The sequence below is a fragment of the Streptomyces sp. NPDC034043 genome (assembly GCF_055575675.1).
Genome location: NZ_JBVISF010000001.1, coordinates 800,385 through 825,520 on the forward strand (window position 1 = coordinate 800,385; position 25,136 = coordinate 825,520).

General features: G+C 73.9%; 24 protein-coding genes and 1 pseudogene. 9 read left to right on the top strand and 16 right to left on the bottom strand.

Translation table 11 applies throughout. The features are described from left to right. Nucleotides 1-173 precede the first annotated feature (173 nt). A complete protein-coding gene (gene katG / locus ACZ51S_RS04025) occupies nucleotides 174-2,405 on the bottom strand; it encodes a catalase/peroxidase HPI (RefSeq protein ID WP_468884994.1) in 2,232 nt (743 codons plus the stop codon). A 303-nt stretch (nucleotides 2,406-2,708) separates the two neighbouring features. Here katG and ACZ51S_RS04030 point away from each other — a divergent pair, with 303 nt between their 5' ends. Continuing rightward, the gene (locus tag ACZ51S_RS04030; protein WP_468475657.1) at nucleotides 2,709-3,122 is read left to right on the top strand and encodes a Fur family transcriptional regulator; all 414 of its coding nucleotides are present in this window, start codon (nucleotides 2,709-2,711) and stop codon (nucleotides 3,120-3,122) included. 29 nt (nucleotides 3,123-3,151) lie between these two features. On the opposite strand, the gene ACZ51S_RS04035 is transcribed toward ACZ51S_RS04030, so the two are convergent. From ACZ51S_RS04035 to ACZ51S_RS04055, 5 genes and pseudogenes are all read right to left on the bottom strand, one after another. After that, a complete protein-coding gene (locus ACZ51S_RS04035) occupies nucleotides 3,152-4,633 on the bottom strand; it encodes a cellulose binding domain-containing protein (protein WP_468959549.1) in 1,482 nt (493 codons plus the stop codon). A 213-nt stretch (nucleotides 4,634-4,846) separates the two neighbouring features. Then, nucleotides 4,847-5,113 (bottom strand): annotated as a pseudogene (locus ACZ51S_RS04040) (SDR family oxidoreductase); the annotation flags it as partial. A 259-nt stretch (nucleotides 5,114-5,372) separates the two neighbouring features. After that, complete coding sequence (locus ACZ51S_RS04045; RefSeq protein WP_388937868.1) at nucleotides 5,373-5,543, bottom strand: hypothetical protein; 171 nt, start codon at nucleotides 5,541-5,543, stop codon at nucleotides 5,373-5,375. Between the two features lie 106 nt (nucleotides 5,544-5,649). After that, on the bottom strand, nucleotides 5,650-7,221 hold the full coding sequence (locus tag ACZ51S_RS04050; protein WP_468475659.1) for an alpha/beta hydrolase: 1,572 nt from the start codon (nucleotides 7,219-7,221) through the stop codon (nucleotides 5,650-5,652). Nucleotides 7,222-7,392: 171 nt separating this feature from the next. Beyond that, the gene (locus ACZ51S_RS04055; RefSeq protein WP_468802932.1) at nucleotides 7,393-8,355 is read right to left on the bottom strand and encodes an AraC family transcriptional regulator; all 963 of its coding nucleotides are present in this window, start codon (nucleotides 8,353-8,355) and stop codon (nucleotides 7,393-7,395) included. A 96-nt stretch (nucleotides 8,356-8,451) separates the two neighbouring features. Here ACZ51S_RS04055 and ACZ51S_RS04060 point away from each other — a divergent pair, with 96 nt between their 5' ends. Both ACZ51S_RS04060 and ACZ51S_RS04065 read left to right on the top strand, forming a co-directional pair. After that, a complete protein-coding gene (locus tag ACZ51S_RS04060) occupies nucleotides 8,452-9,393 on the top strand; it encodes an MBL fold metallo-hydrolase (protein ID WP_468959551.1) in 942 nt (313 codons plus the stop codon). An 88-nt stretch (nucleotides 9,394-9,481) separates the two neighbouring features. Then, entirely contained in the window at nucleotides 9,482-10,006 is a 525-nt protein-coding gene (locus ACZ51S_RS04065; protein WP_468959553.1) for a GNAT family N-acetyltransferase, read from the top strand. On the opposite strand, the gene ACZ51S_RS04070 is transcribed toward ACZ51S_RS04065, so the two are convergent. Next, the gene (locus ACZ51S_RS04070) at nucleotides 9,996-10,715 is read right to left on the bottom strand and encodes a hypothetical protein (protein ID WP_468959556.1); all 720 of its coding nucleotides are present in this window, start codon (nucleotides 10,713-10,715) and stop codon (nucleotides 9,996-9,998) included. The genes ACZ51S_RS04065 and ACZ51S_RS04070 overlap by 11 nt on opposite strands. A 76-nt stretch (nucleotides 10,716-10,791) precedes the next feature. Beyond that, entirely contained in the window at nucleotides 10,792-12,048 is a 1,257-nt protein-coding gene (locus tag ACZ51S_RS04075) for a serine hydrolase domain-containing protein (RefSeq protein ID WP_468884981.1), read from the bottom strand. 521 nt (nucleotides 12,049-12,569) lie between these two features. Here ACZ51S_RS04075 and ACZ51S_RS04080 point away from each other — a divergent pair. Next, nucleotides 12,570-13,394, top strand: coding sequence for a PP2C family protein-serine/threonine phosphatase (locus tag ACZ51S_RS04080; protein ID WP_388937882.1), 825 nt, complete (start codon nucleotides 12,570-12,572; stop codon nucleotides 13,392-13,394). 57 nt (nucleotides 13,395-13,451) lie between these two features. After that, the gene (locus tag ACZ51S_RS04085) at nucleotides 13,452-14,405 is read left to right on the top strand and encodes an MASE1 domain-containing protein (RefSeq protein ID WP_468475664.1); all 954 of its coding nucleotides are present in this window, start codon (nucleotides 13,452-13,454) and stop codon (nucleotides 14,403-14,405) included. Here the strand turns inward: ACZ51S_RS04085 and ACZ51S_RS04090 are convergent, their stop codons facing one another. Together ACZ51S_RS04090 and ACZ51S_RS04095 are read right to left on the bottom strand one after the other, a co-directional pair. Continuing rightward, nucleotides 14,406-15,371, bottom strand: coding sequence for an aldo/keto reductase (locus ACZ51S_RS04090; protein WP_468802936.1), 966 nt, complete (start codon nucleotides 15,369-15,371; stop codon nucleotides 14,406-14,408). It lies immediately after the preceding gene. A gap of 23 nt (nucleotides 15,372-15,394) precedes the next feature. Further along, nucleotides 15,395-15,667 (bottom strand): hypothetical protein, encoded by a 273-nt coding sequence (locus ACZ51S_RS04095; protein ID WP_388937888.1) that lies wholly within the window; start codon nucleotides 15,665-15,667, stop codon nucleotides 15,395-15,397. A 127-nt stretch (nucleotides 15,668-15,794) separates the two neighbouring features. Here ACZ51S_RS04095 and ACZ51S_RS04100 point away from each other — a divergent pair, with 127 nt between their 5' ends. Next, nucleotides 15,795-16,262: a MarR family winged helix-turn-helix transcriptional regulator gene (locus tag ACZ51S_RS04100; protein WP_468884976.1), complete on the top strand. Its 468-nt coding sequence runs from the start codon at nucleotides 15,795-15,797 to the stop codon at nucleotides 16,260-16,262. A gap of 87 nt (nucleotides 16,263-16,349) precedes the next feature. Here the strand turns inward: ACZ51S_RS04100 and ACZ51S_RS04105 are convergent, their stop codons facing one another. Continuing rightward, complete coding sequence (locus ACZ51S_RS04105) at nucleotides 16,350-16,505, bottom strand: DUF6131 family protein (RefSeq protein ID WP_388937890.1); 156 nt, start codon at nucleotides 16,503-16,505, stop codon at nucleotides 16,350-16,352. Between the two features lie 179 nt (nucleotides 16,506-16,684). Here ACZ51S_RS04105 and ACZ51S_RS04110 point away from each other — a divergent pair, with 179 nt between their 5' ends. Next, complete coding sequence (locus tag ACZ51S_RS04110; protein ID WP_468959560.1) at nucleotides 16,685-17,893, top strand: cytochrome P450 family protein; 1,209 nt, start codon at nucleotides 16,685-16,687, stop codon at nucleotides 17,891-17,893. Between the two features lie 63 nt (nucleotides 17,894-17,956). Here ACZ51S_RS04110 and ACZ51S_RS04115 read toward each other — a convergent pair whose 3' ends face one another. The 3 genes from ACZ51S_RS04115 to ACZ51S_RS04125 form a co-directional block, all read right to left on the bottom strand. Then, complete coding sequence (locus tag ACZ51S_RS04115) at nucleotides 17,957-18,481, bottom strand: DUF5133 domain-containing protein (RefSeq protein WP_388937894.1); 525 nt, start codon at nucleotides 18,479-18,481, stop codon at nucleotides 17,957-17,959. Beyond that, nucleotides 18,465-19,337 (bottom strand): maleylpyruvate isomerase family mycothiol-dependent enzyme, encoded by an 873-nt coding sequence (locus tag ACZ51S_RS04120; RefSeq protein WP_468884972.1) that lies wholly within the window; start codon nucleotides 19,335-19,337, stop codon nucleotides 18,465-18,467. The genes ACZ51S_RS04115 and ACZ51S_RS04120 overlap by 17 nt, the downstream gene beginning before the upstream one ends. A 69-nt stretch (nucleotides 19,338-19,406) precedes the next feature. Continuing rightward, entirely contained in the window at nucleotides 19,407-20,018 is a 612-nt protein-coding gene (locus ACZ51S_RS04125) for a TetR/AcrR family transcriptional regulator (protein ID WP_468475669.1), read from the bottom strand. Between the two features lie 147 nt (nucleotides 20,019-20,165). Between ACZ51S_RS04125 and ACZ51S_RS04130 the strand changes: the two genes are divergently transcribed. Then, nucleotides 20,166-21,596 (top strand): amidase, encoded by a 1,431-nt coding sequence (locus ACZ51S_RS04130; protein WP_468884970.1) that lies wholly within the window; start codon nucleotides 20,166-20,168, stop codon nucleotides 21,594-21,596. Between the two features lie 53 nt (nucleotides 21,597-21,649). Next, the gene (locus tag ACZ51S_RS04135; protein ID WP_468802941.1) at nucleotides 21,650-22,924 is read left to right on the top strand and encodes a DUF1266 domain-containing protein; all 1,275 of its coding nucleotides are present in this window, start codon (nucleotides 21,650-21,652) and stop codon (nucleotides 22,922-22,924) included. 24 nt (nucleotides 22,925-22,948) lie between these two features. On the opposite strand, the gene ACZ51S_RS04140 is transcribed toward ACZ51S_RS04135, so the two are convergent. Both ACZ51S_RS04140 and ACZ51S_RS04145 read right to left on the bottom strand, forming a co-directional pair. After that, nucleotides 22,949-23,917 (bottom strand): SMP-30/gluconolactonase/LRE family protein, encoded by a 969-nt coding sequence (locus tag ACZ51S_RS04140; RefSeq protein ID WP_468802942.1) that lies wholly within the window; start codon nucleotides 23,915-23,917, stop codon nucleotides 22,949-22,951. Between the two features lie 80 nt (nucleotides 23,918-23,997). After that, on the bottom strand, nucleotides 23,998-25,131 hold the full coding sequence (locus tag ACZ51S_RS04145; protein ID WP_468959563.1) for a hypothetical protein: 1,134 nt from the start codon (nucleotides 25,129-25,131) through the stop codon (nucleotides 23,998-24,000). Nucleotides 25,132-25,136 lie beyond the last annotated feature (5 nt).

Below are 25,136 nucleotides of genomic sequence, written 5' to 3' on the forward strand. Positions count from 1 at the left end.
AATTGGAATGAGTTTCCAGAAACCTACCGGACGCGGCGGGATACTTCAGCGGCGATCCCCAACGATTTCCGCCCTGTTGGGCGCGAGCGTCCCGGGACGGCAGGCCCGTACCGGGACGGCACGACGCCCGGGCCGGCCGGCCCGGGCGTCGTGATCGGGATCGCTCAGGCCGCTCAGGCCAGGTCGAACCGGTCCAGTTCCATGACCTTGTGCCACGCGGCGACGAAGTCCTCGGCGAACTTGCGCCCGGCGTCGTCGCTCGCGTACACCTCCGCCAGCGCCCGCAGCTCCGAGTTCGAGCCGAAGACGAGGTCGGCGCGGGTGCCCGTCCACTTCACGGCGCCCGTGGCGGCGTCGCGGCCCTCGAAGGTGTTCTGGTCCGCCGAGGTGGCCTTCCACGTCGTGCCCAGGTCGAGCAGGTTGACGAAGAAGTCGTTGGTCAGCGTGCCGGGGGCGTCGGTGAACACGCCCAGCTGGGACTGCTGGTGGTTGGCGCCCAGGACGCGCAGGCCGCCGACGAGGACGGTCAGCTCGGGGGCGGACAGGTTGAGCAGGTTGGCCCTGTCGACCAGCAGGTACTCGGCCGGGAGGCGGTTGCCCTTGCCGAGGTAGTTGCGGAAGCCGTCGGCGGTGGGCTCCAGCGCCGCGAAGGACTCGACGTCCGTCTGCTCCTGCGAGGCGTCGACCCGGCCCGGGGTGAAGGGCACCTCGACGTCGTGCCCGGCGTCCTTGGCGGCCTGCTCCACGGCGGCGCAGCCGCCGAGGACGATCAGGTCGGCCAGGGAGACCCGCTTGCCGCCGGTCTGGGCGGAGTTGAAGGACTCCTGGACGCCCTCCAGGGTGCGCAGCACCGTGGCCAGCTGGTCGGGCTCGTTGACCTCCCAGCCGGCCTGCGGCTGGAGGCGGATGCGGGCGCCGTTGGCGCCGCCGCGCTTGTCGCTGCCGCGGAAGGAGGAGGCCGCCGCCCAGGCCACGGAGACGAGCTGGGACACGGTCAGTTCGGTGCCGAGGATCCGCTCCTTGAGGGAGGCGACGTCCGCGGCGTCGATCAGCTCGTGCGTGCGGGCCGGCAGCGGGTCCTGCCAGAGCAGGGTCTCGGCCGGCACCTCGGGGCCGAGGTAGCGCACGACGGGCCCCATGTCGCGGTGGGTCAGCTTGAACCAGGCGCGGGCGAAGGCGTCCGCGAACTGCTCCGGGTGCTCCAGGAAGCGGCGCGAGATCTGCTCGTAGGCCGGGTCGAAGCGGAGCGCGAGGTCCGTGGTCAGCATCGTCGGGGCGTGGCTCTTGGACGGGTCGTGCGCGTCCGGGATGGTGCCCGCGCCCGCGCCGTCCTTCGCGACCCACTGCTGGGCGCCGGCGGGGCTGCGGGTCAGCTCGTACTCGTAGCCGAAGAGGTTCTCGAAGAAGTTGTTGCTCCACCGGGTCGGCGTCGTGGTCCACGTGACCTCGAGGCCGCTGGTGATGGTGTCGGCGCCCTTGCCGGAGCCGTACGTGCTCTGCCAGCCGAAGCCCTGCGCCTCCAGCGGCGCGGCCTCGGGGTCGTTGCCCACGTGGTCGGCCGGGCCGGCGCCGTGCGCCTTGCCGAAGGTGTGGCCGCCGGCTATCAGCGCGACGGTCTCCTCGTCGTTCATCGCCATCCGGCGGAACGTCTCACGGATGTCGCGCGCGGCCGCGAGCGGGTCCGGGTTCCCGTTGGGACCCTCCGGGTTGACGTAGATCAGACCCATCTGGACGGCGCCGAGCGGGCCTTCCAGCTCCCGGTCGCCGGTGTAGCGCTGGTCGTCGAGCCAGGTGGTCTCCGGGCCCCAGTAGACGTCCTCGTCGGGCTCCCACACGTCGGCGCGGCCACCGGCGAAGCCGAAGGTCTCGAAGCCCATCGACTCCAGCGCGACGTTGCCCGCGAGGATCATGAGGTCGGCCCAGGACAGGCTCTGGCCGTACTTCTTCTTCACCGGCCACAGCAGCCGGCGGGCCTTGTCGAGGTTGGCGTTGTCCGGCCAGCTGTTGAGCGGGGCGAACCGCTGCTGGCCGGAGCCCGCACCGCCCCGGCCGTCACTGATCCGGTAGGTGCCGGCGCTGTGCCAGGCCATCCGGACCATGAACGGGCCGTAGTGGCCGAAGTCCGCGGGCCACCAGTCCTGCGAGGTGGTCAGCGTCTGCTCGATGTCCCGCTTCACGGCGGAGAGGTCGAGGGACTTGAAGGCCTCGGCGTAGTCGAACCCCTCGCCGAGCGGGTTGGCCACGGCGGGGTTCTTGGCGAGGATCTTCAGATTGAGGCGCTCGGGCCACCACTGGCGGTTCCCGCCGCCCTGGGTGGGGTGGAGGGCGCGCTCGTGCGCGACCGGGCAGCCGCCTGCGCCCTCTGTTTTGGCGTCTACGACGACTGCGTCATGGTTCTCAGACATGGAAATCCTTCCGGACCAGGCGGATCACGCTGTTCAGGAACGGGCGCGAGGTAACGGTGGTGCGACAGCAGGGGGTGCGGCGGCGGACCTCGCCCCGCCGTCCGTCATCCGGACGACGGACCGGCCCGTCACCTCGCTGTCTCCTGCCGCTTCGGGATGTTCTTGTCCCTTGGCTATCAACGCATCAGATCCTACGATGGACACAGTCCAAGTCAAGAAGCACACCAAGCCCGGATCCCATCGGCTCCCGGATTCCCACGGGGGCTCCGGGCGGCCCCGTCGAACCCGAAGAGGTGAGCCGACATGAGTGACCTGCTGGAACGGCTGCGCAGGCGCGGCTGGCGGATGACGTCACAGAGGCGCGTCGTCGCGGAGGTCCTGAACGGCGACCACGTGCACCTGACCGCCGACGAGGTGCACGCCCGGGCCGTGGACCGGCTGCCCGAGATCTCGCGGGCCACCGTCTACAACGCCCTGGGCGAGCTCGTCGCCCTCGGTGAGGTCGCCGAGGTCTCCACCGACGGCCGGGCGAAGCGCTACGACCCCAACGCGCACCACCCGCACCACCACCTCGTCTGCTCCGGCTGCGGCCTCATCCGGGACGTCCGCCCCGCCGGGAACCCGCTCGCCGACCTCCCGGCGGGGGAACGCTTCGGCTTCTCGGTGTCCGGGGCCGAGGTCACCTACCGGGGACTGTGCCCGTCCTGCGCCCCCTGACGGGCGTCAGCCCCCCGGCCGTGCCGCGCCTACCTGTACGCGGCGAACGCCTTCGTGAAGGCCAGCGGCTCCTGGAGCACGGAGCTGCAGGTGGCGTCGGCGTGGCCGAGGGCGCCCGCCGCGCACTGCCGGTCGCGCGCCGAGGACCACATCGCCAGCCGGCCGATCCCCTTCGACTCGGCGAAGCGTACGAGCTCCGTCGCGTCCGCCACGCCGAACACCTCGCTCGCCACGTCGTTGACGCCGATCATCGGTGTGACCGCCACCGCCTTCCAGGCGGCCGCGTCCGAGAGCCCGAGCACGCCCTTGAGCTGCGCCTGGGTCGCCGTCGCGGCCTGGATCGCGTACTGCCCCATGTCCCCGCCGTACGCCGGCCCGTAGTCCATCGCCATGATGTTGACGGTGCTGATCCGCACCCCGTTCCTCGCGGCGTCGGCCAGCAGGGCCACGCCCGGCTGGGTCAGCCCCTCCGGCATCACGGGCAGGGTGAACGCCACGTCCAGGCCGGGGTGGGACTTCTGCAGCCGGGCTATCGCCTGAGCGCGGCGGGTGTTGGCGGCGGTGTCCGGCAGGGCGGCGCCCTCGATGTCGAAGTCGGCCTTGGTGAGCCGGTAGGTGTCGACCACCTTCCTGTAAGCGGCGGCCAGTTCGTCGACGGTGGCGCAGTTCAGCGCCAGCTCACGGCCCGCGGCCCCGCCGAACGACACCCGCACGTCGCCGCCGGCTCCTCGCAGGGCGCCGATCTGGGCAGCCACCTTGTCGCTCGCCAGGTCCGTGACCCCGCCCCACAGCGGCGAGCAGCCCCCGCCGGCGGTGACGAAGGCGAGGTGGAACTCCTTCACCCCGGTCCTGGCCGCGGTGTCGAGGAGGTCGTGGGCGGGATACAGCGAGGTGTCCACGTACGGGGCGAACCGCGCGCCGCCGCGGGGAGCGGCGGTGGCCGTCCCGGTGGGGGAGGGCGGAGCCACGGGACTCGCGGTGGCCGTGGCGGTGGCCGTGGGTGCGGCCGTCGCCGTCGCGGTCGGCGCCGCCGTGGGACGGCCGTCCGGCTGGGGTGTGGCGCCCTGGCCGGGCGAGCACTTCACCGCGTCGATCAGGCAGCCGGTGGGGTCACCGGGCGTGCCCGCGCCGCTCGCCACGAAGCCGACGGTCACGGACGCGCCCGGCGCGAGCACCGCGTTCCAGCCGGCGGGCTTCACGGTGACGCGCTGCCCCTCGACCGTGTGGGTCCCGTTCCACAGCGAGCCGATCCGCACCCCCGCCGGCAGGTCGAACTGGAGCGTCCAGCCGGACCGCTCCCGGCCGGTGTTGTTGGTGATCACGTACTGGCCGGTGTAACCGCCGTTCCAGGAGCTGGACTTGGTGTACACCGCCCCGACGGACGTGGCCTGGGCCGTGCCGGTGAACGCGAAGACCGCGCCCGCCAGTACCGCCGCCGCCACGCCCGCCCCCGCGGCGGCCTTCGCCCTGCCGCTCGTCCTGCGCCGGTGTCCGCCCGTGCTGCTGCCCATGGAGTGCCTGCCTCTGTATGACCGGGGAGTTGGGTACGGGGCAGCACGCTAGCCACCGGGAAACGGACATTCGTCCGCTTCGGGGCACCGTCGGCGAAGCTTAGGTTCCGCTTAAGGCGGCGGAAAGGGCGCCCTCAGGAAGGGACGCGCGCCCAGGAAAAGGCCGCCCTCAGGAAGGGGCGCGTCCACCAGCCCGGCCCGTCGGCCGCCGGATCAGGCGGCGGTCCACCCACCGTCCATCGGCAGGGAGGCGCCGGTGACGTGGCCAGTGTGGGGGCCCCAGAGCCACAGGGTGACCGCGGCCACCTCCTCCGGCTCGATCAGCCGCTTGATCGCGGAGCCCCGCAGCAGCACCTCCTCGACCACCCGCGAGGCGGGGATGCCGTGCGCCTCGGCCTGGGCGGGGATCTGCCGCTCCACCAGCGGGGTGCGCACGTAGCCGGGGTTCGCGCGGTTGCTCGTCACCCCGTGCGGTGCGCCCCCAGGGGCCACGCGCCCCGCGAGGGCGGACGCCGTTCCACCGGATGCGGTGGTGTTCGCGCTAGGCACGCCCCGGATCAGGGACGTACGCCGTCCCGTGCCGATGTGCGCCGCCGCCACACTCGGCGGTCCCGCTGTGGCGGAGCGCACCACTGCCGCCCGGGGGCGTCGGCGTTCTCCGCGCTCTCGGCCTTCTGCGGGGTTCGGGGGGCGGACCGGCCCGGGACGCGCTGTCGCGCGCGCCGCCGGGCCGCCCGTCCTACTGGTGGGGGCGCCAGGCCGGCAGGCCGGCCGACGACGGGCGCCAGGCCATCACCTGTGCCAGGTGGCGGAGGATCTCCTCGGCCTCCCGCCGGACCTGGACGGGGACGTCGCCCCGCTCGCGTACGAGCTGGGCGTAGATCGGCGCATCACTGCTGGTGCTGCTCACTTAGGACTTCACTCCCCTGAAGCCGGCACCGCGGGCCGGGCGGCACAAGTGTAGGCGGCGGCTTCGCGGCAGCCGAACAGAGGTCGGTACGGGCGCGGACGGGCGCTCACTTGCATTCGGTCCCGTCGGCCGGAGCGGTGCCGTCGACCAGGAACGCGTCGACCGCCTTGGTGGCGCAGGCGTTGTTCCCGTAGCTGCCGTGTCCCTCGCCCTTCACGGTGAGGTTGATGCCGACGCCGCGGCCGAGCGCGTCGGCCATCCGCTTCGCGCCCTCCACGGGGGTGGCGGGGTCGCCCGTGTTGCCGATCACCACGATCGGGGCCGCGCCCTCGGCGGACACCTGCGGCTTGTCGCTCGTACCGCGCACCGGCCACTGCGAGCACCCGAGCAGGCCCTCGGCCATCTCCGGGCCGAACACCGGGGAGGCCGCGCGGAAGGCGGGCTCCTGCGCCGTCTTCTCCTCGACGGTGTACCGGCGGCTGGTGTCGACGCAGTTGATCGCCGCCTGCGCGGCGTTGGAATTGCTGTAGCGCCCGTCCTCACCGCGGCCGCTGTAGCTGTCCGAGAGCAGCAGCAGGATGTTCCCCGTTCCCAGCTGCCGCAGCTCGCCCAGACCCTGGACGAGGTACTCCCAGGACTCCTTGTCGTAGAGGCTGGCGGCGATGCCGGTGAGGGCCATGTCGGAGGTCAGCTTGCGGCCGCTGTCCGTGGCGGCGGGCTTCGTCTTGAGCTTCTCCAGCAGCTCGTTGATCCGCTTGTTGCCCTCGGCGTCGCTCGGGCCGGTCGGGCAGTTGGCGGTGTATTTGTCACGGCAGTACTTCATCGCGTGCTCCAGCGCCTGCTGGAAGCCCTTGGCCTGGCCGAGACCGGCCTGAGCCTCGTCCGCGGTCGGGTCGACGACCGCGTCGAACACGGTGCGGCCCACGTTCTTCGGGAACAGGTGGGCGTAGACCCCGCCCAGCTGGGTGCCGTACGAGATGCCGAAGTAGTTGAGCTTCTGGTCGCCGAGCACCTGGCGCATCAGGTCCATGTCGCGGGCCGTGTTGGCCGTGCCGACGTGGGGGAGCAGCTTGGCGGACTTCTGCTTGCAGGCGTCGGTGAACTTCTTGACCTCGTCGAGGATGTTCTCGGAACCGGTGCCCTCGTCCAGCGTCTTGTCGTCCAGGCAGATCACCGGAGCGCTGTTGCCCACGCCGCGCGGGTCGAAGCTGACGAGGTCGTAGACCGCGCCCAGCTTCTTGTAGTCGTCCGCCGCCTGCGGGAGCGTCTGGACGCCGGAGGCGCCGGGACCGCCGAAGTTGTAGACCAGGGAGCCGATGCGCTTGCCGGCGTTGGTGGCCTTCTTGCGGATCAGCGCCACGTCGATGGTCTCGCCGGCCGGCTTCGCGTAGTCGAGGGGCGCCTTCATGGTGGCGCACTGCCAGGCCGCTCCCGGGGCCTCCCCGCCGCCCTGGGCCGCCGACGGCGCCGGGCAGCCGCGCCAGTCGGGCTTCTGCCCGGTCAGCGAGGCGGGCAGCGGGGGCAGCTGCGTGGGCGTGGCGGCGGGAGCCGACCCCGAGGGCTTCGCACGCGCCGGAGCCTTCGCATCGCTGCCGCAGGCCGCCAGGGCGGGCACCGTCAGCAAGGAGACGGCGGCCAGGGCCGCCGTCCGGACGGGGCGGCGTATGAGGTGGGGCATGCGGGGACTCCTGCGCGGTTCGGAGGGCCATGGGTAAACGAAGGACAAAGTGTAGGGGCGGGTTCCGGCCATGCTTCCCCGGGGTCCGCCCAGGTCGTCTCTTTCGGTTCTCGCCGGTCAAGCCCGCGTCTCCCCCGGCTGCCGCCGCGTGCATCGCAGGGGAGGAGCGGGTCAGGCAGATCCGGAAGAGGCGGCCTGGCCGGCGGGCGTCGCGTCCGCCGCCCGCAGGGCCCGGTACCGGCCCGGAGTCGTACCGAACTCGCGGCTGAAGGCGTGCGACAGGGCGTACGGAGTGCCGTACCCCACCCGGCGCGCGACGACGGCCAGCGGCTCCTCGGTGTTCCGCAGCCGGGCGGCGGCGAGGTTCAGCCGCCACCAGGTGAGGTACGCCATCGGCGGCCGCCCCACCAGGGCCGTGAAGCGCCGCGCCAGCGTCGGGCGGGACACGCCCGCCTCGGCGGCCAGCCGGTCGTTGGTCCACGGCGCGGCCGGATCGGCGTGCAGCGCGCGCAGCGCGGCGGCCGCCACCGGGTCGCCGAGCACGGCCGGCCAGCCGCCCGCCGCACCCCCGGCCGTCAGCCAGGAACGGATCATGTAGACGAGCAGCAGGTCGAGCAGGCTGGGCACCACGACCCCGGCACCCGGCCGCTGCCCGCAGAGCTCACGGCCCAGCAGGTCGATCGCCGACCGGAGTTCGGGGTGGCTGCCCACCCGGTTCGGCAGGTGGACCACGGGCGGCAGTTCCGCCATCAGGGGGTGCGCCCGGCTGCGGTCGAGCCGGTACTTGCCGCACAGCATCTCCAGCGCACCCGTGCCGCCGCCCGGCCGCCCGGGCCCGCGCCACGCCTCCGCGACCGTCTCGAACGGCACCGCCCGCGCCACGGCCGCCGCGTCGGCCGGGCCGTCGGCGATCACGTGTCCCGTGCCGTGCGGCAGCAGCACCGCGTCACCCGCGCCCAGCGACACGGGCGGTCCGCCGTCGGGCAGCAGCCAGCAGCCGCCCTCCAGTACGACGTGGAAGCCGGCGCCCTCGTACGCCGCGAACCGCGCGCACCAGCTGCCCTCCACCCGCATCCGGTCCGACGAGGGCCGGCCCACCCGTACCGCCGCGATCGCGTCGCTCACCACATCCACCGCGGCACCCTATCCGAGGGACTCCCGTGTGAGCCGCTCCCGTATGCGGAAGAGCGATCCGGGCATTGAGCCGCTCATGGCAGCCTCCCTAGGGTGATGATCATGGACAACGCGAACGGAAACACCATCGTGCTCGGCGACGTCGAGGTCATCCGGGTCGTTGAGTGGCAGGGCCCCTTCGGACCCGCCGCGGGCCTCGTCCCCCGCGCGGGGGAGCGGCTGTGGCGGGAAAACGAGGACTGGCTGGCCCCCGACCACCTCCGCCCGGAGGACGGCACCGCGGTGATGGCCCTGCAGACCTGGGTCCTGCGCAGCGGCGGGACCACCGTCCTCGTCGACACCGGCGTGGGCAACGGCCGCGAACGCCCCGGCACCCCGCTGTTCCACCGGCGGGAGGGGGACTTCCTCGGAGCGCTGGCGCGGGCGGGCGTTCGCCCCCAGGACGTCGACTACGTCGTCAACACGCACCTGCACGCCGACCACGTCGGCTGGAACACCCGAGACGGCCAGGACACCGATGGCGCCGCGGGGGAGTGGACGCCCTCCTTCCCCAACGCCCGGTACCTCATCCCGGCGGCCGACGACCACCACTTCGGCCCGCGCGGCCGTTACGCCGGAGGAGAGCGGGAGGACGACCGGCTGATCTACGAGGACAGCGTCGCGCCCGTGCACCGGGCCGGACAGGCCGTGCTCTGGGAGGGCTCGCACCGCATCGACGAGCACCTCACCCTGGAGGCCGCCCCCGGACACACCCCCGGCTCGTCGGTGCTGCGCCTGGCCTCCGGCACCGATCGGGCCGTGTTCGTCGGCGACCTCCTGCACAGCCCGGTCCAGATCCTCTCCCCGTCCTGCGACAGCTGCTTCTGCATGGACCCCCGGCAGGCCGCGGCCACCCGCCGCGAGGTCCTCGGCCGGGCCGCGGACCTGCGGGAACTGGTGGTGCCGGCGCACTTCGGCGGAGCGGGGGCCGTGGAGGTCCGCCGGGAGGGGGAGGGGTTCGGGATCGTCCGGTGGGCGGCCTACCGTCCCGGCCGGTGAGCGAGCGGGACCCGGGGCGGGCAGCGGCCGGAGCGGCCGGAGCTGCCGGATTGCGGAGCCGGATCATCCGGCTGTTACGGTCCGGAGCATGCCCGCACTGGTCGCCCCCACCGCCCGCCTGCATTCCTCCTGGCTCGCCGCGCAGGAGGAATGGGGGCCCGACGCCCACATGGACGGCGCCGGACTCGGCTCCGCCGACGACGTCGACACCCCCGAGGGCTTCGCCGACTGGACCGGGGAGCTGCTCCGCCGGTCCGACCGCACGGCCCCGCTGGAGCAGGGCCGGGTCCACGCCACCCACTGGTGGATCACCGAGGGCGACACCTACCTGGGCGCCATCGACCTGCGGCACTACCTGAACGGTTTCCTCCTCGACGCGGGCGGCCACATCGGCTACGGCGTCCGCCCCTCGGCACGCGGGCGCGGTCTGGCCACCTGGGCCCTGGGCGAGGTGCTGCGCGAGGCGCGGCTGCTCGGCATGGACCAGGTCCTGCTCACCTGCGACCCCGGCAACGAGGCGTCCGCCCGCACCATCGAGCGGAACGGCGGCGTCCTGGAAGACGTACGGGAGACCCTCGTCGGCCCGAAGCGCCGCTACTGGATCACCCTCTGACGGACACCCCCGAGCCCTGCGCCAGACCGGAGAGGCGCAGCGCGCGGAGCATGGCCGGAAGGTCCCAGCGGCCGCAGGAACAGCCGCCGGCCAGCGCCTCCAGCGTCCCGGGCGACAGCTCGCGGCGCAGCGCGGCGTCCAGCAGCCGCGCCGCCGTCTCCGCGCGTCGGGCGGCCGCTCCGCAATCGCAGTCGTCCCAGGCGCCTTCGAGCAGCCGCAGCAGCTTCCGGCGGTCGGTGAAGCGGCTCATCCCGCAGTCCAGCCCGTCGTCGTCCAGGTCGTCCGGGTAGGGCGCCCGGACCCAGGAACCGTTCTCGGACCAGTAGACACAGCCGAGCTGCCAGCCGCCCAGCAGGTCGCGCAGGGTCTCGTACGGCAGCCAGTCCGGGCCGCCCGCCAGCATGTCCACGGCCGGCTCGTGCCACTTGACGGCGCTCGACTCGTCCTCGCCGAAGAGCACGTACCGGTCCTCTCCCGTCCGGGCGAAGGTCCACCAGGTGCAGCCGCAGTCGTCGAGGTGCAGCCCCTCCCCGTCGATCCAGTGCCCGGTCCGGTGGACGCCGCGGCCCTCCGCCTCGGTGGTGGCCTCCAGTACGGCGACCAGGGCCCAGTGCGCCCACAGGACCTCGGCGGGCGGCAGGTCCCCGGGCAGGCCGGGGCGGTGGATGGTCATGGTGGCGGAATCCCCCTGGACGTGACGGTCGTTCACCGTCCCAGCCTAGACCGTGTGCCGCGTGCCCCCGCCGTACGGCCGCCGCGGGCCGTGAGCCCGCGGCGGCCGGTTCTCATCGGGCGTTGTTCTCCGGCAGGTCCATCTCGGCCGGGGCCACCGCGAAGCCGCGGGCGGTGGCCTTCACCGGCTTCTTGCCGCAGAAGGCCCCTTCGAGGGTCCCGCCCAGGGCGGTGTTCGCCGCGCCCCGGTTCGAGGTGTTCGCCATGGCGCTGAGGGTGCGCGCGCCGTCGCGGGTGGCGAAGGCGTAGGTGTAGAAGCCCTGCACGGTGCCGGTGTGCCCGTAGACGGACGTGCCGCACGACAGGTCGTAGCGGCGCAGGCCCAGACCGTAGAAGCGGGTGTTCGTGGCGTCGGTGGGCGTCATGGTGAGCATCTGGTCCAGCAGGGCGGGCGAGACCAGCTTCCCGCTCACCAGCGCGGACATGAAGGTGCCGAGGTCGGCCGGGTTCGAGATCATCGCGCCGGCCGACTGCGCCCACGACACCGTCTGCTCGGTGGAGTCGACCAGCGGGGCGCCCGCCTCGTCGGGCGTGAGGTAGCCGTGCGTGTGCAGCCCCTTGATCCTCGTGTCGGGGTGCACGTACGAGGTGTTGCGCAGCTTCAGCGGCTTGATGATGCGGCGGTCGTACTCCTTGGCCACCGGCCGGCCCGTGGCCTTCTCGATGAGCATGCCGACGACCACGAAGTTGGTGTTCGAGTACTTGTACGCGACTCCCGGCTCCGTCGTGCGCGGCTCGGCCAGGGAGAGCTTCACCAGCTCGTCGTAGCCGAACACCTTGTTGCGTACGGCCTCGAAGCCGGGGACGGTCTTGTCGAACATCGCGTTCGTGTAGTCCGCCAGCCCGCTGCGGTGGGTCAGCAGGTGCCGCACGGTGATCCGGTCGTCGGGCAGCAGGCCGGGCAGGTAGCGGTTGACCGGCTTGTCCAGCTCGATCTTCCCCTCGTCCACCAGCTGGAGGAGCACGACCGTCGAGAACGTCTTGGTGACGCTGCCGATCCGGAAGCGGGCCTGGGGGTCCATGGCCTGGCCGGTGACCGTGTCGCGGACACCCACCTTCTCGACCCGGACGTTCTTCCCGTCGCCGATGCGGGCCAGCGCGCCGGGGGCTCCGGCGGCGGTCGTGTTCCGCAGCGCCTGCGCCACGGCCTCCAGGTCGGGATCCGGCAGGGTGGCGGCGGTGGTGGCCGCCCGGGCCATCCCGGGGAAGGCCGCGGGCGCGGCCTGGGCGGCGGTGGCGGGCGCCACGGCGGCCACCGTGGCCAGCAGGGCGGCGCTGACGGCCAGACGGCGGTTCAGGGGCAGGGGCACGTTGTTCCTCTTACTCGGTCGGTGCGGTTCCCGGGACGCGGAGGCCGCCTGCCGTACGGTGCGGGGGCGGGCGGGCGTCCGAGTCGATCAAGAGCTTACGCAAGATCACGCAAAGCCGGTCATCGCGGTTGCGGCCCGCGGTGCCCTCATCTCGCCGCGCCCCGAGGCCCGCTGACGTTCCGTAGGGCAGCGGATGGCGACGGCCTCCGTGCCGGACGGGGGGAGCGGGCCCTCACCGGGACGGCCTCCGGCGGGCGGTGGCCGACGCCGCCCACGGCCCCGGCGGCCGCTGCGGCAAGAGACGGGAAGAGACGCGAAGAGCCGGGAAGACGCTCGACGCCTGCGAAGACGGCCCGCGGCGACGGCCCGCGGCGGTTGCAGCGGCACACCGCGGGGCGGCCCCCGTCCCGGGGCCGGGGCGCCGCGGGCGCCCGGCGGAATCCACCCGGCCGAAATATGATGGGGCCCGGATCTTCACGCGGCGGGAGCAGGGAGAACATGGGCATACCCCGGAGGGGTCCGTGACCCGGTGGCGTCAACCCCATCGGCCGGACAGCGCCGACCTGCTGAGCATGCTGGGACGGCTCAGCGCCCAGGCGAGGGAAGGTGCCCGGTTCCAGCACGCCCGGGTGGAGCTGGCCGGAGCCCTCCAGCGCGAGATGCTGCCCCGCTCCCTGCCCGTACTGCCGGGCCTGCGCACCGCGGCCCGCTACGCGCCCGCCCAGCACGGCCTGGAGATCGGCGGCGACTGGTACGACGGGTTCCGGGTGCCCGAGGAGGCCCTCGCCTTCTCCGTCGGGGACGTACAGGGGCACGACGTGGCCGCCGCCGCCTTCATGGGGCAGGTCCGGGTCTGCCTGCGCGCCGTGGCGGCCGTCGTCGGCGATCCGGGCGAGGTGCTGGGCCGGGCCAACGACGTGCTGCTCTCCCTCGACAGCGACCTGTTCGCCACGTGCACCCTGCTGCGCTACGACCCGCGCACCGGCGACCTCGCCAGCGCCCGGGCCGGCCACGTGCCGACCGTCTGGGCCACCACCGCCGGCCGTCACGGCATCGCCGAGGACGCGGGCGGCCCGCCCCTGGGCACGGTCCCCGGGGCGCGGTACGCGGTGACCCGCCGCCGGCTGACGGAACCCGGATCCATCGTCCTGCTGACCGACGGCGTGGTCGAGGGCCCGGCGTTCCCCATCGAGGTGGGCCTCGAACGGGTGCTGCGGATCGTCAGGGAGGGGGCCGGAGGCGACCCCGGAGAGCTGGCTGCCGAGGTGATGAAGGTGGCCGACTCCACCGGCCACGCCGACGACGCGGCCGTGCTCGTCCTCAGCCACGACGCGGCAGCCCCCTGATCCCGGGCGCCAGGCGTGTCACGCCCCTCCCCGACGGCCGGGCTGTTGTCTGATGCTGTGGTGCGCACCGTGGAATGGCGAGGCCGGTCCGAAGCGCTCCTTCGGATCCTCGGGGTCGCCGCCGCCTACTACCTGAGCGGCCGGCTCGGCCTGCTGCGTCAGGTGGTCGTCGAGGGCTCGGTCGTCACGCCCCTGTGGCCGCCCACCGGAATCGCCCTCGCGGCCCTGCTCTGGTTCGGTCCGCGCGTATGGCCGGGCATCGCCATCGGCACGTACCTCGCGATCGAGGGGATCAGCGGCTTCCGCCCCGCCGGCCTCGTCATCGTCGCGGGGAACACCCTGGCGCCGCTGTGCGCCTACGCCCTGCTCCGCCGCACCGGTTTCCGGCCGCTGCTCGACCGGCTGCGGGACGGTCTGGCGCTGGTCTTCCTGGGCGGCCTGCTGCCGATGCTGATCAGCGCCACCGCCGGAGCCGGGACGCTCGTCCTCACCGGCGACCTGCCGCTGCCGGAGTTCTGGGGGGTGTGGTCGGCCTGGTGGGCCGGGGACACGATGGGGGTACTGCTGGTGACCCCGCTGCTGCTGGTCCTGCGCGGGGCCCGGCTGCCCCGCGACCCCTTCCGGATCGCCGAGGCGGTCGCGCTGCTGGTGGCGGCCGGCGTGGTGACCTGGGTGGCCTCCCGCAGCACCCTGTCGCTGCTCTTCCTGGTCTTCCCGCTGCTCATCTGGGCCGCGGTGCGCTTCCAGCTGGCCGGCAGCGCGCCCTGCGCCCTGCTGGTGTCCGTGCTGGCCGTGGGGGCGGCGATCGAGCAGGAAGGCCCCTTCGCCCACCACACCCTGCTGGAGGTCATGGTCAACCTCCAGGCCCTCAACGGGGCGGCCGCCCTGACGGGGCTGCTGCTGTCGGCCCTGGTCACCGAACAGAACAACATCCGCCGCAAGATCGAGGAGGTGTGCGAGGACCTGGCCGAGGCCGTGGCCCACCTCGCCCCCGGCCGGAGGGACGAGTGATCAGGGCAGCGGCACGCCCCGGGCCGTGGTCCACAGCTCGTACCACTCCTCGTGCGTGAGGTCGGGCCGGCGCAGGGCCGCGTCGCCGCAGGCGCGGATCCGGTCGGGCCGGGCCGTGCCGATGACCGGCGCGATGCCCGCCGGGTGCCGCATCAGCCACCACAGCAGCACCGACTCCGGGGTGGTGCCCTTCTTCCGCGCCAGTTCCTCGAGCAGGGTGGCGGTGGCGTGCTCGGCGGGGGTCCGCTGAAGGCCCGTGAACCGGCCCTGCGCCAGCGCGCCCCAGGCCTGGAGCCGGATGCCGTGGTCGAGGCAGTGCTCCAGCGTCCCGAAGGGGAAGCCGTGGCCGGCGCCGTCGGGGGTGTTGAGCAGCACTCCGGCTTCCACCCAGGCACGGCTGTGCAGGCTCATCTCCAGCTGGTTGGCCACCAGCGGTACGTCCAGACGCGCCTGGAGGCGGGCAATCTGCGCGGCCCCCATGTTCGAGACCCCGAAGGCGCGCACCAGTCCCTGGCCGTGCAGGGACATCAGGGCGGCCGCCAACGCGTCGGGGTCCGCGAGCGGGTCGGGGCGGTGCAGCATGAGCACGTCGATGACGTCGGTCCGCAGCCGTTCGAGGCTCTCCTCGACCCGCCGGACGATGCTCGGGCCGCGCAGGTCGTAGTGGCCCTGGCCGCCGTCCTGGCCGGCCAGGCGGATGCCGCACTTGGTCTGCAGGGTGATGCGCTCACGCAGTCCGGGGGTCCGGGCGAGGACCTCGCCGAAGACGGCCTCGGCCTTGCCGTGCCGGTAGATGTCGGCGTGGTCGAAGGCGGTGATGCCGATGTCGAGGGCGGCGCGTACGGCTTCCTCGGCGGCGTCGATGTCCTGGGGCCCGTACGCACCCGGCTCCCAGCTTCCGCCCAGCCCCATGCACCCGTACAGCACCCGGTGGGCTTCCGCACCCGCGTTCGCGTTCTTCGTCACGGGGGTCAGCCTAGATAGGTCTTCTAATGCCGGCGCCGGTGGGTGCGGGCCTGGCAGGTCCACCACGTGACGGCCCCGGTCAGTCCGCCCAGCCACCACAGGAGGACCGCGGGGGCGGACGCGTACGAGGGCCACAGCAGCAGGCCGATGGCCCAGCCGGTGGCGATCACGGCGAGCGGGGGAGCCGCCGCGTACGCCCACACGGGCGCGCGGCGCGTCAGCCGGACGGCGAGGCGGCCGAAGGCGAACGCGACCAGGGCGAAGCCGCTGATCAGGAGCAGAGGGACGAGCCCCACGGTCGGAGCCTCCAGTGTCGGGAACGCCAGGACGATACGCGACCGCCCTCCGCGCGGTCCAGATGTTCGACAACTCCTTGACTCCTCAAGCATTCTTCTAGATGCTTGAGGAGTCAAGGAGGTAGCGATGAGTGATGCGCTGGATGCGCTGGACGTGTCCCTGCGCCTGGTGAAGGCCCAGACGGCCCTGGTGCGCCGGTTCGACTCCCGTCTCGGGTCGTTGTACGGGGTCAGCCTGGCCGACTTCATGGTCCTGCTCCACCTGGGGCGGGCGGAGGGCGGCCGGATGCGCCGGGTCGACCTCGCCCGGGCGCTGGGGCTGACGGCTTCCGGGGTCACCCGGGGGCTGGGCCCGCTGGAGCGGATCGGCCTGGTCATGCGCGAGGCGGATGCCCGCGACGCCCGCGTAGCCTACGCGGCCCTGACGGACGCCGGCCGCCGGCGGCTGGAGGAGTGCCTCAAGGCCGCCGGACAGGTAGCCGCCGAGGTCTTCGCCGCACCGGAGTGGGCCCCGGCCGAGGTCGGGACCCTGAGTGCCCTGCTCGCGCGCATGGGCGGCACCGGACTGCCCGAGGACCGCGGGTCCGGGGTCTGACCGGGAGGTGCCGGCGTACGGGCCGGAGGGCTGGGCCCTCCGGCCCGTACGGGTGTCCGGCGCCGGCCGGAGCCCGGTCCGGCACGGCTACCAGTAATGCCGTCGTCCTCCCACGGCGTGCCCGACGGCTCCCAGGATCCACAGGACGAGGCCGATCAGGACCAGGATGATGCCGATGGTCCACAGGATGGATATGCCGGCGATGTAGCCGACGATCAGCAGAATGACACCCAGAACGATCATGGTGTTCTCCCATCTCCGGGTGGGCGTCTGCCCGTTTCCGGCGAGGGAATGCCTCGGCGCGGGGGCGAATGCGGAACGGTGAGGCCGCCCGCCGCCCCGGGTGACGTCGCGACTACTGTGGGATGAACGCACGGCGCGGCGCGAAGCCGCGCCCGCATTCGATTCAGGGGGAATGGAAAATGGCATCTCAGCCCGCCGCGGTCGATCTGCTGGAGCTCAGCCCGGACTTCGTCCGCGACCCGTATCCGGTGTACGCGGCGCTCCGGGAGCGGGGACCCGTCCACCGGGTACGCACGCCCGACGGCGAGGAGCTGTGGCTGGTCGTCGGCCACGAGGCCTGCCGCAAGGCCTTCACGGATCCGCGGCTCAGCCGCGACTGGCGCCGGTCGGGGGACATCGGCCAGATCATCAACACCGAGCAGGACGACCCGTCGCTGGCGCACATGCTGATGTCCGACCCGCCGGACCACACGCGCCTGCGCCGCCTGGTGGCCCGGGAGTTCACCCAGCGCCGCATCGAGTCGCTGGCGCCCCGCATCCAGCAGATCACCGACGAGCTGCTCGACGCGATGGCGGCGAACGGGGACCGCCGCGGCGACCTGGTGGAGGCCTTCGCCCTCCCCCTGCCGATGACCGTCATCTGCGAACTGCTCGGCGTGCCCGAACTGGACCGCGAGGCGTTCCGCGGCTGGTCCAACGAAATGGTCGCCCGCACCAGCCCGGAGGCCGAGGCCGAGGCGTACGAGGCGATGCCCCGGTACCTCTCCGGCCTCATCGACGCCAAGCGCGCCGAGCCCGGCGAGGACCTGCTCAGCGCGATGATCCACGCCGTCGACGAGGGCGGCGACCGGCTGTCGCCGTCCGAGCTGATCGGCATGAGCGTCCTGCTCCTCATCGCCGGACACGAGACCACCGTCAACATGATCGGGAACGGGATGCGCGCCCTGTTCGCCCACCCCGACCAGCTCGCCGACCTGCGCGCGGACCTCGGTCTGCTGGACGGCGCGATCGAGGAGATGCTCCGGTACGACGGACCGGTCGAGACCTGCACTCCGCGACTCGCCCTGGAGGACGTGGAGATGGGCGGCGTGGTGGTCCCCAGGAACTCCACCGTGCTGATAACCATGGCCGACGCGGACCGCGACCCCGCCCGCTTCGAGGACCCGGACCGCTTCGACATCCGCCGTGACGCGCGCGGCCACATCGCCTTCGGCCACGGGCTCCACTACTGCCTCGGCGCGCCTCTGGCCCGGATGGAGGGCCGCATCGCGCTCCGCTCGCTGCTGGAGCGCTTCCCGGACCTCGCGAGCGACGCCGACGAGGCCCGGCTCCGCTGGGTGCCCGGCATGCTGATCCGCGGGGTACGGGCGCTCCCCGTCCGCTGGTGACCGGCCGTCCGGTCCGCTCCGGCCGGCGCCCGCCGCCGGTCTGACGCGGACCGGCGCGGCGCCCTACTCGGGGGCGGAGAGGTGCCGTTCGGCGGCGAGGACCGCTTCGTGGGTGGTGGGCCGTCCCATCAGGACGCACAGGGTGTATGCCACGTCGTCCATGGCCCGCAGCGTGCCCGGGTCCGTGGGGGAGGCCGCGAGGCGGGCCTGACAGCCGCGCAGGCGTGAGAGGACCTCCTCGGTCCGCAGGCGGCTCGGCAGGATCCCGACCCCCTGGAAGGTGCCCGGCGGCAGTGGCGTGCGGGCCGCCTGAACCGCCCTGCGCAGGGCCCGTTCCACCCGTGTCGGCACCGGCAGGCCGAGCGAGCCGGCGACCATCGCGGCCGACGCCTCCGCCGGGGTGATCCGGGCGCGGTCGGCCGCCGCCAGGAGGATCTGCTTCGCCTCGCGTGCCGAGCACGGCGCCGCGGCCATCACCAGGCCCAGCGCCCACAGCTCGGTCGGCGCCTCCCGGACGGGCCGGCCCGCGAGGGGAGCGGCCTCCGTCGTGAGGGCGGTGGCGGACGGCGGATCACCAGGAGACGCCACGTAAGGATCCCTTCGGCGGGGCGTGTGCCCTCCCACGCTGACACAGCCGGTGGCGATCCGCACGTTCCGCTCCGCGCGGCTCGCTTGTCAGAACGCCGAGTTGGCGAACCAGCGGCCGAGCAGCTCCCCGTCCCCGGCGGCCTCCACGGCCGGCGCCGTGCGGTCCAGACGGCCGTAGAGCAGCAGCAGGAGATCCGCCGCCCCCGCCCGGACCTCGGCCCCGGCCGGGGACCGAGGCGTCGTCCGGGACCGGGCCGAAGCCGTCGGGCCGCAGGCGCACGAGCCAGGTCCCCTCCGTGCCGGTGCACCGGAACCGGATGGTCTCGCCGGATCCGCGCAGGTCGGTGACGTTCGGTGCGAACGGGGCGGCGAAGCGCAGGTTGGTCAGGAACTCGTCCACGCCGTCCCGGGCGAGCGCGGGGTCGATGAAGGAACCGAGCCCGGGCGTCCGTTCGGCGTCGACCCGGTGCACCAGCGTCTCGAACAGCGTCCGGCGGGCCCAGGACCGGGCGTGCCCGTCCGCACCCCACACCCACAGGGGTGAGTCGAGGTCGGTGCCGGCGAACACCTCCGCCGCCTCGGCGGCCCCGGCGCGCAGCCATTCGGCGTAACCGTCCTGCCGCTCGGGCAGGCGCAGTTCCACCTCGCGGCCGGCCGGGGGCCGCTGGATCCGCCGGCGCAGCAGCACCGAGAACCAGCGGTGCACGGCCCCGGTGTGCCGGACCAGGTCGCCCAGCGGCCAGCCGGGGCAGGTCGGCACGGGGGCCGGCAGGCCGGCGTCCGCGAGCAGGGCCGCGAAGCGGGCGGTCTCCGCCGCGACCGCCGCCCCGTGGTCGATCCGGTCGGCCGTGTGCATGGCGGGGATCCTCCCGCCCTGTTCGTCCGCGTTCCGTCGGACCCCTTTCACGGCCCCGGAAAGGCGGTTTCACCGGCCGCCGGCCGTCCCCTCCCACAGGCCGCGCAGGTGGGCGTGGAGCACCTCCTCGGCCTCCGCCGGGCCGAGGTGTCCGATCAGGACGTGCGTGGTGAGACCGTCCGCCAGGGCGAGGAGGGTGCGGGCCTCCCGTCGCGGATCGAGGGGCGCCGGACGGCCGGCGCCCCCACCGGCCTCCGCGATGAGCTGGGCGAACGTCTCCTGCAGGGCCGCGTAGTTCACCCTCAGCGTCTCGGCCAGCGGCGCGCTGACGGCGGCCTGCGCGACGAAGGCCAGCCAGACCCTGGCCTCGGCCCGGTGCTCCTCGCGCAGCAGCGCGACCTCGGTGGCGGCGTGCCCCACGGCGGACGCGGCCGACTGGGCCGGACTGCGCACCAGCCGGGCCCGTACGCGCTCGGCGATCCGCTCGCCGACGTGGCCCAGGGCGAAGAGCAGCATGTCCTCCTTGGTGCCGAAGCACCGCTGGACGGCGCCCATCGACACCCGCGCGTCGGCGGCGACGTCGCGCAGGGTGACGCCCTCCAGCCCGCGTTCGTCGGCGAGGCGGCAGACGGCCTCCGCGATGAGACGGCGCCGCTCCTCGTGATCCACCTGCCTGGGCATGCCCCGACCGCCTCCCCGACCCGGCCGTTGCGGCCTCCGCCGTACGGATGTCCGTACGCGGCCACTTTATCCGATGCGATTGCATCGGTTCCTCGGTTATGGTTCCGATGCAAGCGCATCAGAACGAGCAGGGGGAGCACCCGGGCCATGCAGGAAACAGAGGAAGCCTTCTGGCGGCGGCCGGCCGCCGCCCAGGCGCGAGCCGTCCACCGGGGCGAGGTCTCGGCCGTGGAACTCGTCGAGAGCCACCTGGAGCGGATCGCCGAGGTCAACCCGCGCGCCAACGCCGTGACGCAGCTCATGGCGGACCGGGCGCTCGAAGCGGCCGCCGCCACCGACCGCCGACGGGCCGCCGGCGAGCCCCTCGGGCCGCTCGCGGGCGTGCCGTTCACGGTCAAGGAGACCACCCCCGTGGAGGGCGTACCGACCACCTTCGGCGCCGAGCGCTTCCGTGACTTCGTGGCACCCGCCGACGCACCCCCGGTGGCCCGCCTGCGCGCCGCCGGCGCCATCCCGATCGGCCACGCGAACATGCCCACCCTGGTCCTGGCCGGGATGCACACGCGCAGCGAACTCTTCGGCGACACCGCCAACCCCTGGGACCCCACCCGGACACCCGGCGGCACCAGCGGGGGCGACGCGGTCGCCGTCGCCACCGGCATGGCGGCACTCGGCCTCGGCAACGACTCCGGCGGCTCCATCCGGGTCCCCGCCCAGTTCTGCGGTGTGGCGGGGCTCAAGCCCACCACCGGGCGCTTCCCCGCCGACCACCGCGTCCTCGGCCCCGACGACCCCGGCCCGGCTTCCCAGGGCCTGGTCACCGACGGACCCCTGGCCCGCCGCGTGGACGACCTGCGGCTGGCGTACGAGGCCCTGGCCGGCACCGATCCGCGCGACCCCCGGGCCGTCCCGGTACCCCTGTACGGGCCCCCGCTCCCCGGCCCCGTGAAGGTGGCGGTGGTGACCGACCCCGGCGGGCACGGCGTCCACCCCGCCGTCGCCGCGGCCGTCGCCGACGCGGCCGCCGCCCTCCGCGACGCGGGCTACGACGTGCGCGAGGTGGCGGACGTACCGCGGCTGGACGAGGCCCTGGAGGCGTACGACCAGATCACCGTGACCGAATTCGCCCCGAGCTGGCCGGTGGTGCGCACGCTCCTGGGCGAGGGAGGCGACCGCTACATCCGGATGGCGATGGAGAAGACCCCGCCCGTCACCGCCGGCGAACTCGTCCGGCTGATGGGAACCTGGCTGAACATCCGCCGCTCATGGGCCGAATTCCTCGACGAGCACCCCCTGTTGCTGGGCCCCTCCTTCACCGAACCGCCCGTCGAACCGGGACTGGAGTCCCGCGACGCCGCGTCCCGCGACCGCGTGGCCTCGGCCATGCGGCTGTGCAGCGCGACCAGCTTCGTGGGCGTGCCCGCCGTGGCCGTGCCGACCGGCCTGTACGCGGGCCTGCCCGGCGGGGTGCAGATCGTAGGACGCGCCTTCCGGGAAGACCTGTGCCTGGACGCCGCCCGGGCGGTGGAGGACCGGCTCGGCGTCCTCACCCCCGTCGACCCCCGCCCGGCGGACTGAGACCGGCGGGACCGCCGCCCCGCCCCCGGCGGCCCACCCTTTAGGGTTTGCCCATGGGTTTGACAGCAGGTCACGAGGGAGGAGCCCTGCCCGGTCCGACGGTACCGGCGCAGGGCTGGCAGGCGCCGAGCGCGGTCGAGCGAGGGCTGTACGAGGCGAGGACGCGCGGCGACTGGCCCGCGTACTACGACCTCGTCGCCCGCGCGGACCTGTACATGATGCAGTCGCGGGCGGACATCGACGCGAACCCGGGCAACTCCCGCTTCCACCCCTACTGGAACCCCCAGACCCAGTCCATGTGCCTGGCCGTCTACACCGGCGGCATGCTGCCGCCGCCCGCCGCCGACCCGGTCTACAACTGCTACGACCTCGGCTGGTTCGCCCGGGTCTGGAACCCGAACGACCCGCCCTACCTCGTCGTCAACCCCGGCAGCCCCTGCGAGGGCGTACTGCCGGCCGGGCCGGAGGGCCGCGCCCTGTGGCAGCGCCACTCCGCCCCCGTCGAGCGGCCCGGGCTCGCCCAGGACGCCATCCACACCCTGGAGGTCGGCGGCCCCCGCAGCGGCCCGGTCGCCTTCGGCCTCGCGGCCGGCGCGCACATCGCCGTACGCAACGGCCGCTACTGGAACTCCATGGCCTATCACGGCTGCGGCTACCTCGACGAGAAGCGCACGCTGGAACGCTGGTGGGGCGTCACCACCCGGCAGGACTGGCTGGACACCGTGGAACAGCTGCTGCGCGCCGACATGGTCAGCGGCGTCTGGGAGTTCGTCCTGCAGCTGCGCCGCTCCATGGCCCTCGACTTCGCGGGACCCGTCGAGGTGGACCACTGGCGCCAGGCCGCGGGCAACGTGGTGCGCCGGCGGGCCGAGGCGGCCGCCGAACCCAGGCTGACGGCCGACGGCGTCACCCAGGGCAGTACCGTCACCCCGGCGGAGATCGAGGGCCAGGTGACGGGCGTGCAGCGGCTGATCGGCCGCATCGCCCGCTACGAGGCGCGTTTCCGTGCCGACGGCCTGCTCCCCGAAGGCGGCTTCGTCCGCTCCGTCGAGGCCTGGGACTACGGCCGCGCCTCCGGCATGGCCCGCTGGGGCCTCGCAGCCCGCCTGTGCTCCCTCCAGGAGGCGGAGGCGGCGGTGGTCCGCGCGGGCCGCCTGGTCCAGGTCAACTACCGCTCGTGGGAGGACTTCTCGGCCGCCTACGTGCTCGGCCGCTGCCTCCACTTCGACGAGGAGGAGTTCGGGGAGTGGTACGAGACGGTCCTCGGCGTCCACCGCGTCCTGACCACGGATCCGGGGAGCCCCTGGCGCACCCTCCCCTGGACCTGACGGCGCCCCGCCGGGCGCGCCGGATCAGCGGGCGGGTCCGGCACCGGCCGGCACCTCGTAGATCCTCCCGTCCACACCCGCCCGGTAGAGCCGGCCGGCCGAGAAGCCCTGGCCACCATGCCCGTAGGTGATCTGCGTGGAGAGGTGGAGCCCCGACTCGACGGCGCACAGCCCGCCGTCCTCCACCCGCCAGATCTGTCCGGCCGCGTGCGTGGCGATCAGCGGGCGGCCCCGGCCGTCCAGGGTCAGCCCGTCCGGCAGGGCCAGGGCCTCCGCGGCCTCGGCGGACACCCACAGGCGCGGACGCGCCGGGTCACCGACGGGGATCCGGTACAGCCCGGGGGCGACGGTCGTCTGGACGACGTAGACCTCGCCGCCGTCGGGGGAGACGGCGATCCCGTTGGGCTGCGGCACCCGCGCCCAGGCCGGGTCGACCCGGCCGTCCGGGGTCACCCGGCCGATGTTCCGCCCGCCGAGCGTCGTGGTGTACACGGTCCCGTCCGGCGCCAGGGCCACCCCGTCGATCCCGCCGAGACCGGAGGCGTACGTACTGACCGCGCCGGATTCCGGGTCCACCCGCAGCAGCTTCGAGGTGGGGAAGAGGTCACCGGTCAGCGAGTGCGCGAGGTCGTTCCCCGTACCGACGAGGAGCCGCCCGTCGTCGCGGACGACGATCCCGCCGTTGGCCCCGATGTTCCCGGTGAGGGCGACCGGTGCGCTGCCCGGCGCGTCGATGCGGTAGACGCGGCCGCTGAAGTACGCGGTGGCGAACATCCGGCCCCGCCGGTCGACGGCGATCGACTCGGCCCAGTCCGGGACGTACGCCACCTGAGCGGGCGGAGCCGCTTCCGTGGCGCCGCCGCACGGGGCCGCCGCGTACGCGGGCCCGGAGGCGGCCGGCACCGCCGTGGCCGCGGCCAGTACGGCCGCCATGGCCACCAGGCCGGCGCGCGGCCCCCTCCGGGCGCTGCGCAGCACCCTGTTCAGCCTCATCGCTCCCCCTCCGTGCCCGGACCGCTCCGCCCGTGAAGTATCGGCGCCGGCCGGGCGCCGCACCACCCCGCCCCGGTCGCCTACGCGCGGGCGTCGGGAACGTGCGGCATCGGCGTGGAGTGCAGCAGCTCCAGCCGGCGCTGGACGGCTTCCACGGCGCCCGGGCGGGCTCCGGGCACTCGGCGGCGCAGGGCGGCCAGGCCGGGGCCGAGCTCCTGAGCCCTGTGCGGGTCCCGCAGTTGCTGCCACTGGTGGTGGGCGCGGTCGACCGCGCCCACCACGTCCGGGGCGTCCATGGCCTGCCGGCGGGCAAGACGGGCCGCGGCGGCGGCCATCCACAGCTCGCAGCTCCCCGCCGGATCGCCGGCGACGTGGGCGAGATCGGCCCGGACCTCCAGCCAGTGGATGGCCTCCGGGGACCCCGGGCCGTGCAGACCCACGGCCCGCCCTTCCCACCGGGCAGCGAGCACGGCGGCCTCGCCGTGCCGTCCCGCGTGCGCGGCGGCGAAGACCACCGTCAGCGGATCCTCGTCCATCGCCACCGGGGCCGGCGCGGTGCGGGGCCAGGGGGCGGCGGTGGCGTCCGAGGCGAGGAACAGCGCCTCCTCGTGGCCCGTTTGGAAGGCGGCCTTCGCGTGGAGGTCGGCGAGCGGCGGGGTGAGTCCGCTGCGCCAGATGGTGGCCACGGCCCGCAGGTAGGCCGGCTCGGCGGGCCGGTGACGGCTGAGCGGCGCTGCCACACGGCCGTGGAGGGAGGCGCCGGTGCCGAGGGTGAGACCGTACGCGCGGATCTGCTGCCAGGCGTCGGGGGCGGCGACCAGGTCGACGATCACCCGGGTGGTGTGCGGGCGGCGGGGCTTGAGCTCGTCGGCCAGCCAGGGCCAGGGGAGAGCGGTGTAGCGCACGGTCGCCGACGTGGTGCCGGCCAGGGCGAGGTGGAGCTGGTGCCGGCGGGGATCGAGGTGGAGCTGCCCGGCCAGGAACAGACTCAGCGGCCCCGGGGCGGCGGCGGCTGCCCGGATGCGGGTGAGGACGGTCTGCTGATCCACCGGGTCGGCGAGCTCGATGATGGTGCCGGCCGAAGCTTGGGTCAGGGAGCCGGGCGGGACGGCGGCGAGGGTGGACAGGGCGCTCGTCGCGTTGATGAGCCGGCCTTTGCCCCTCGGCGCGGCCGCCAACAGCAGCGCGGTCCCCGGGGTCTCTCCTGTGATCACACCAG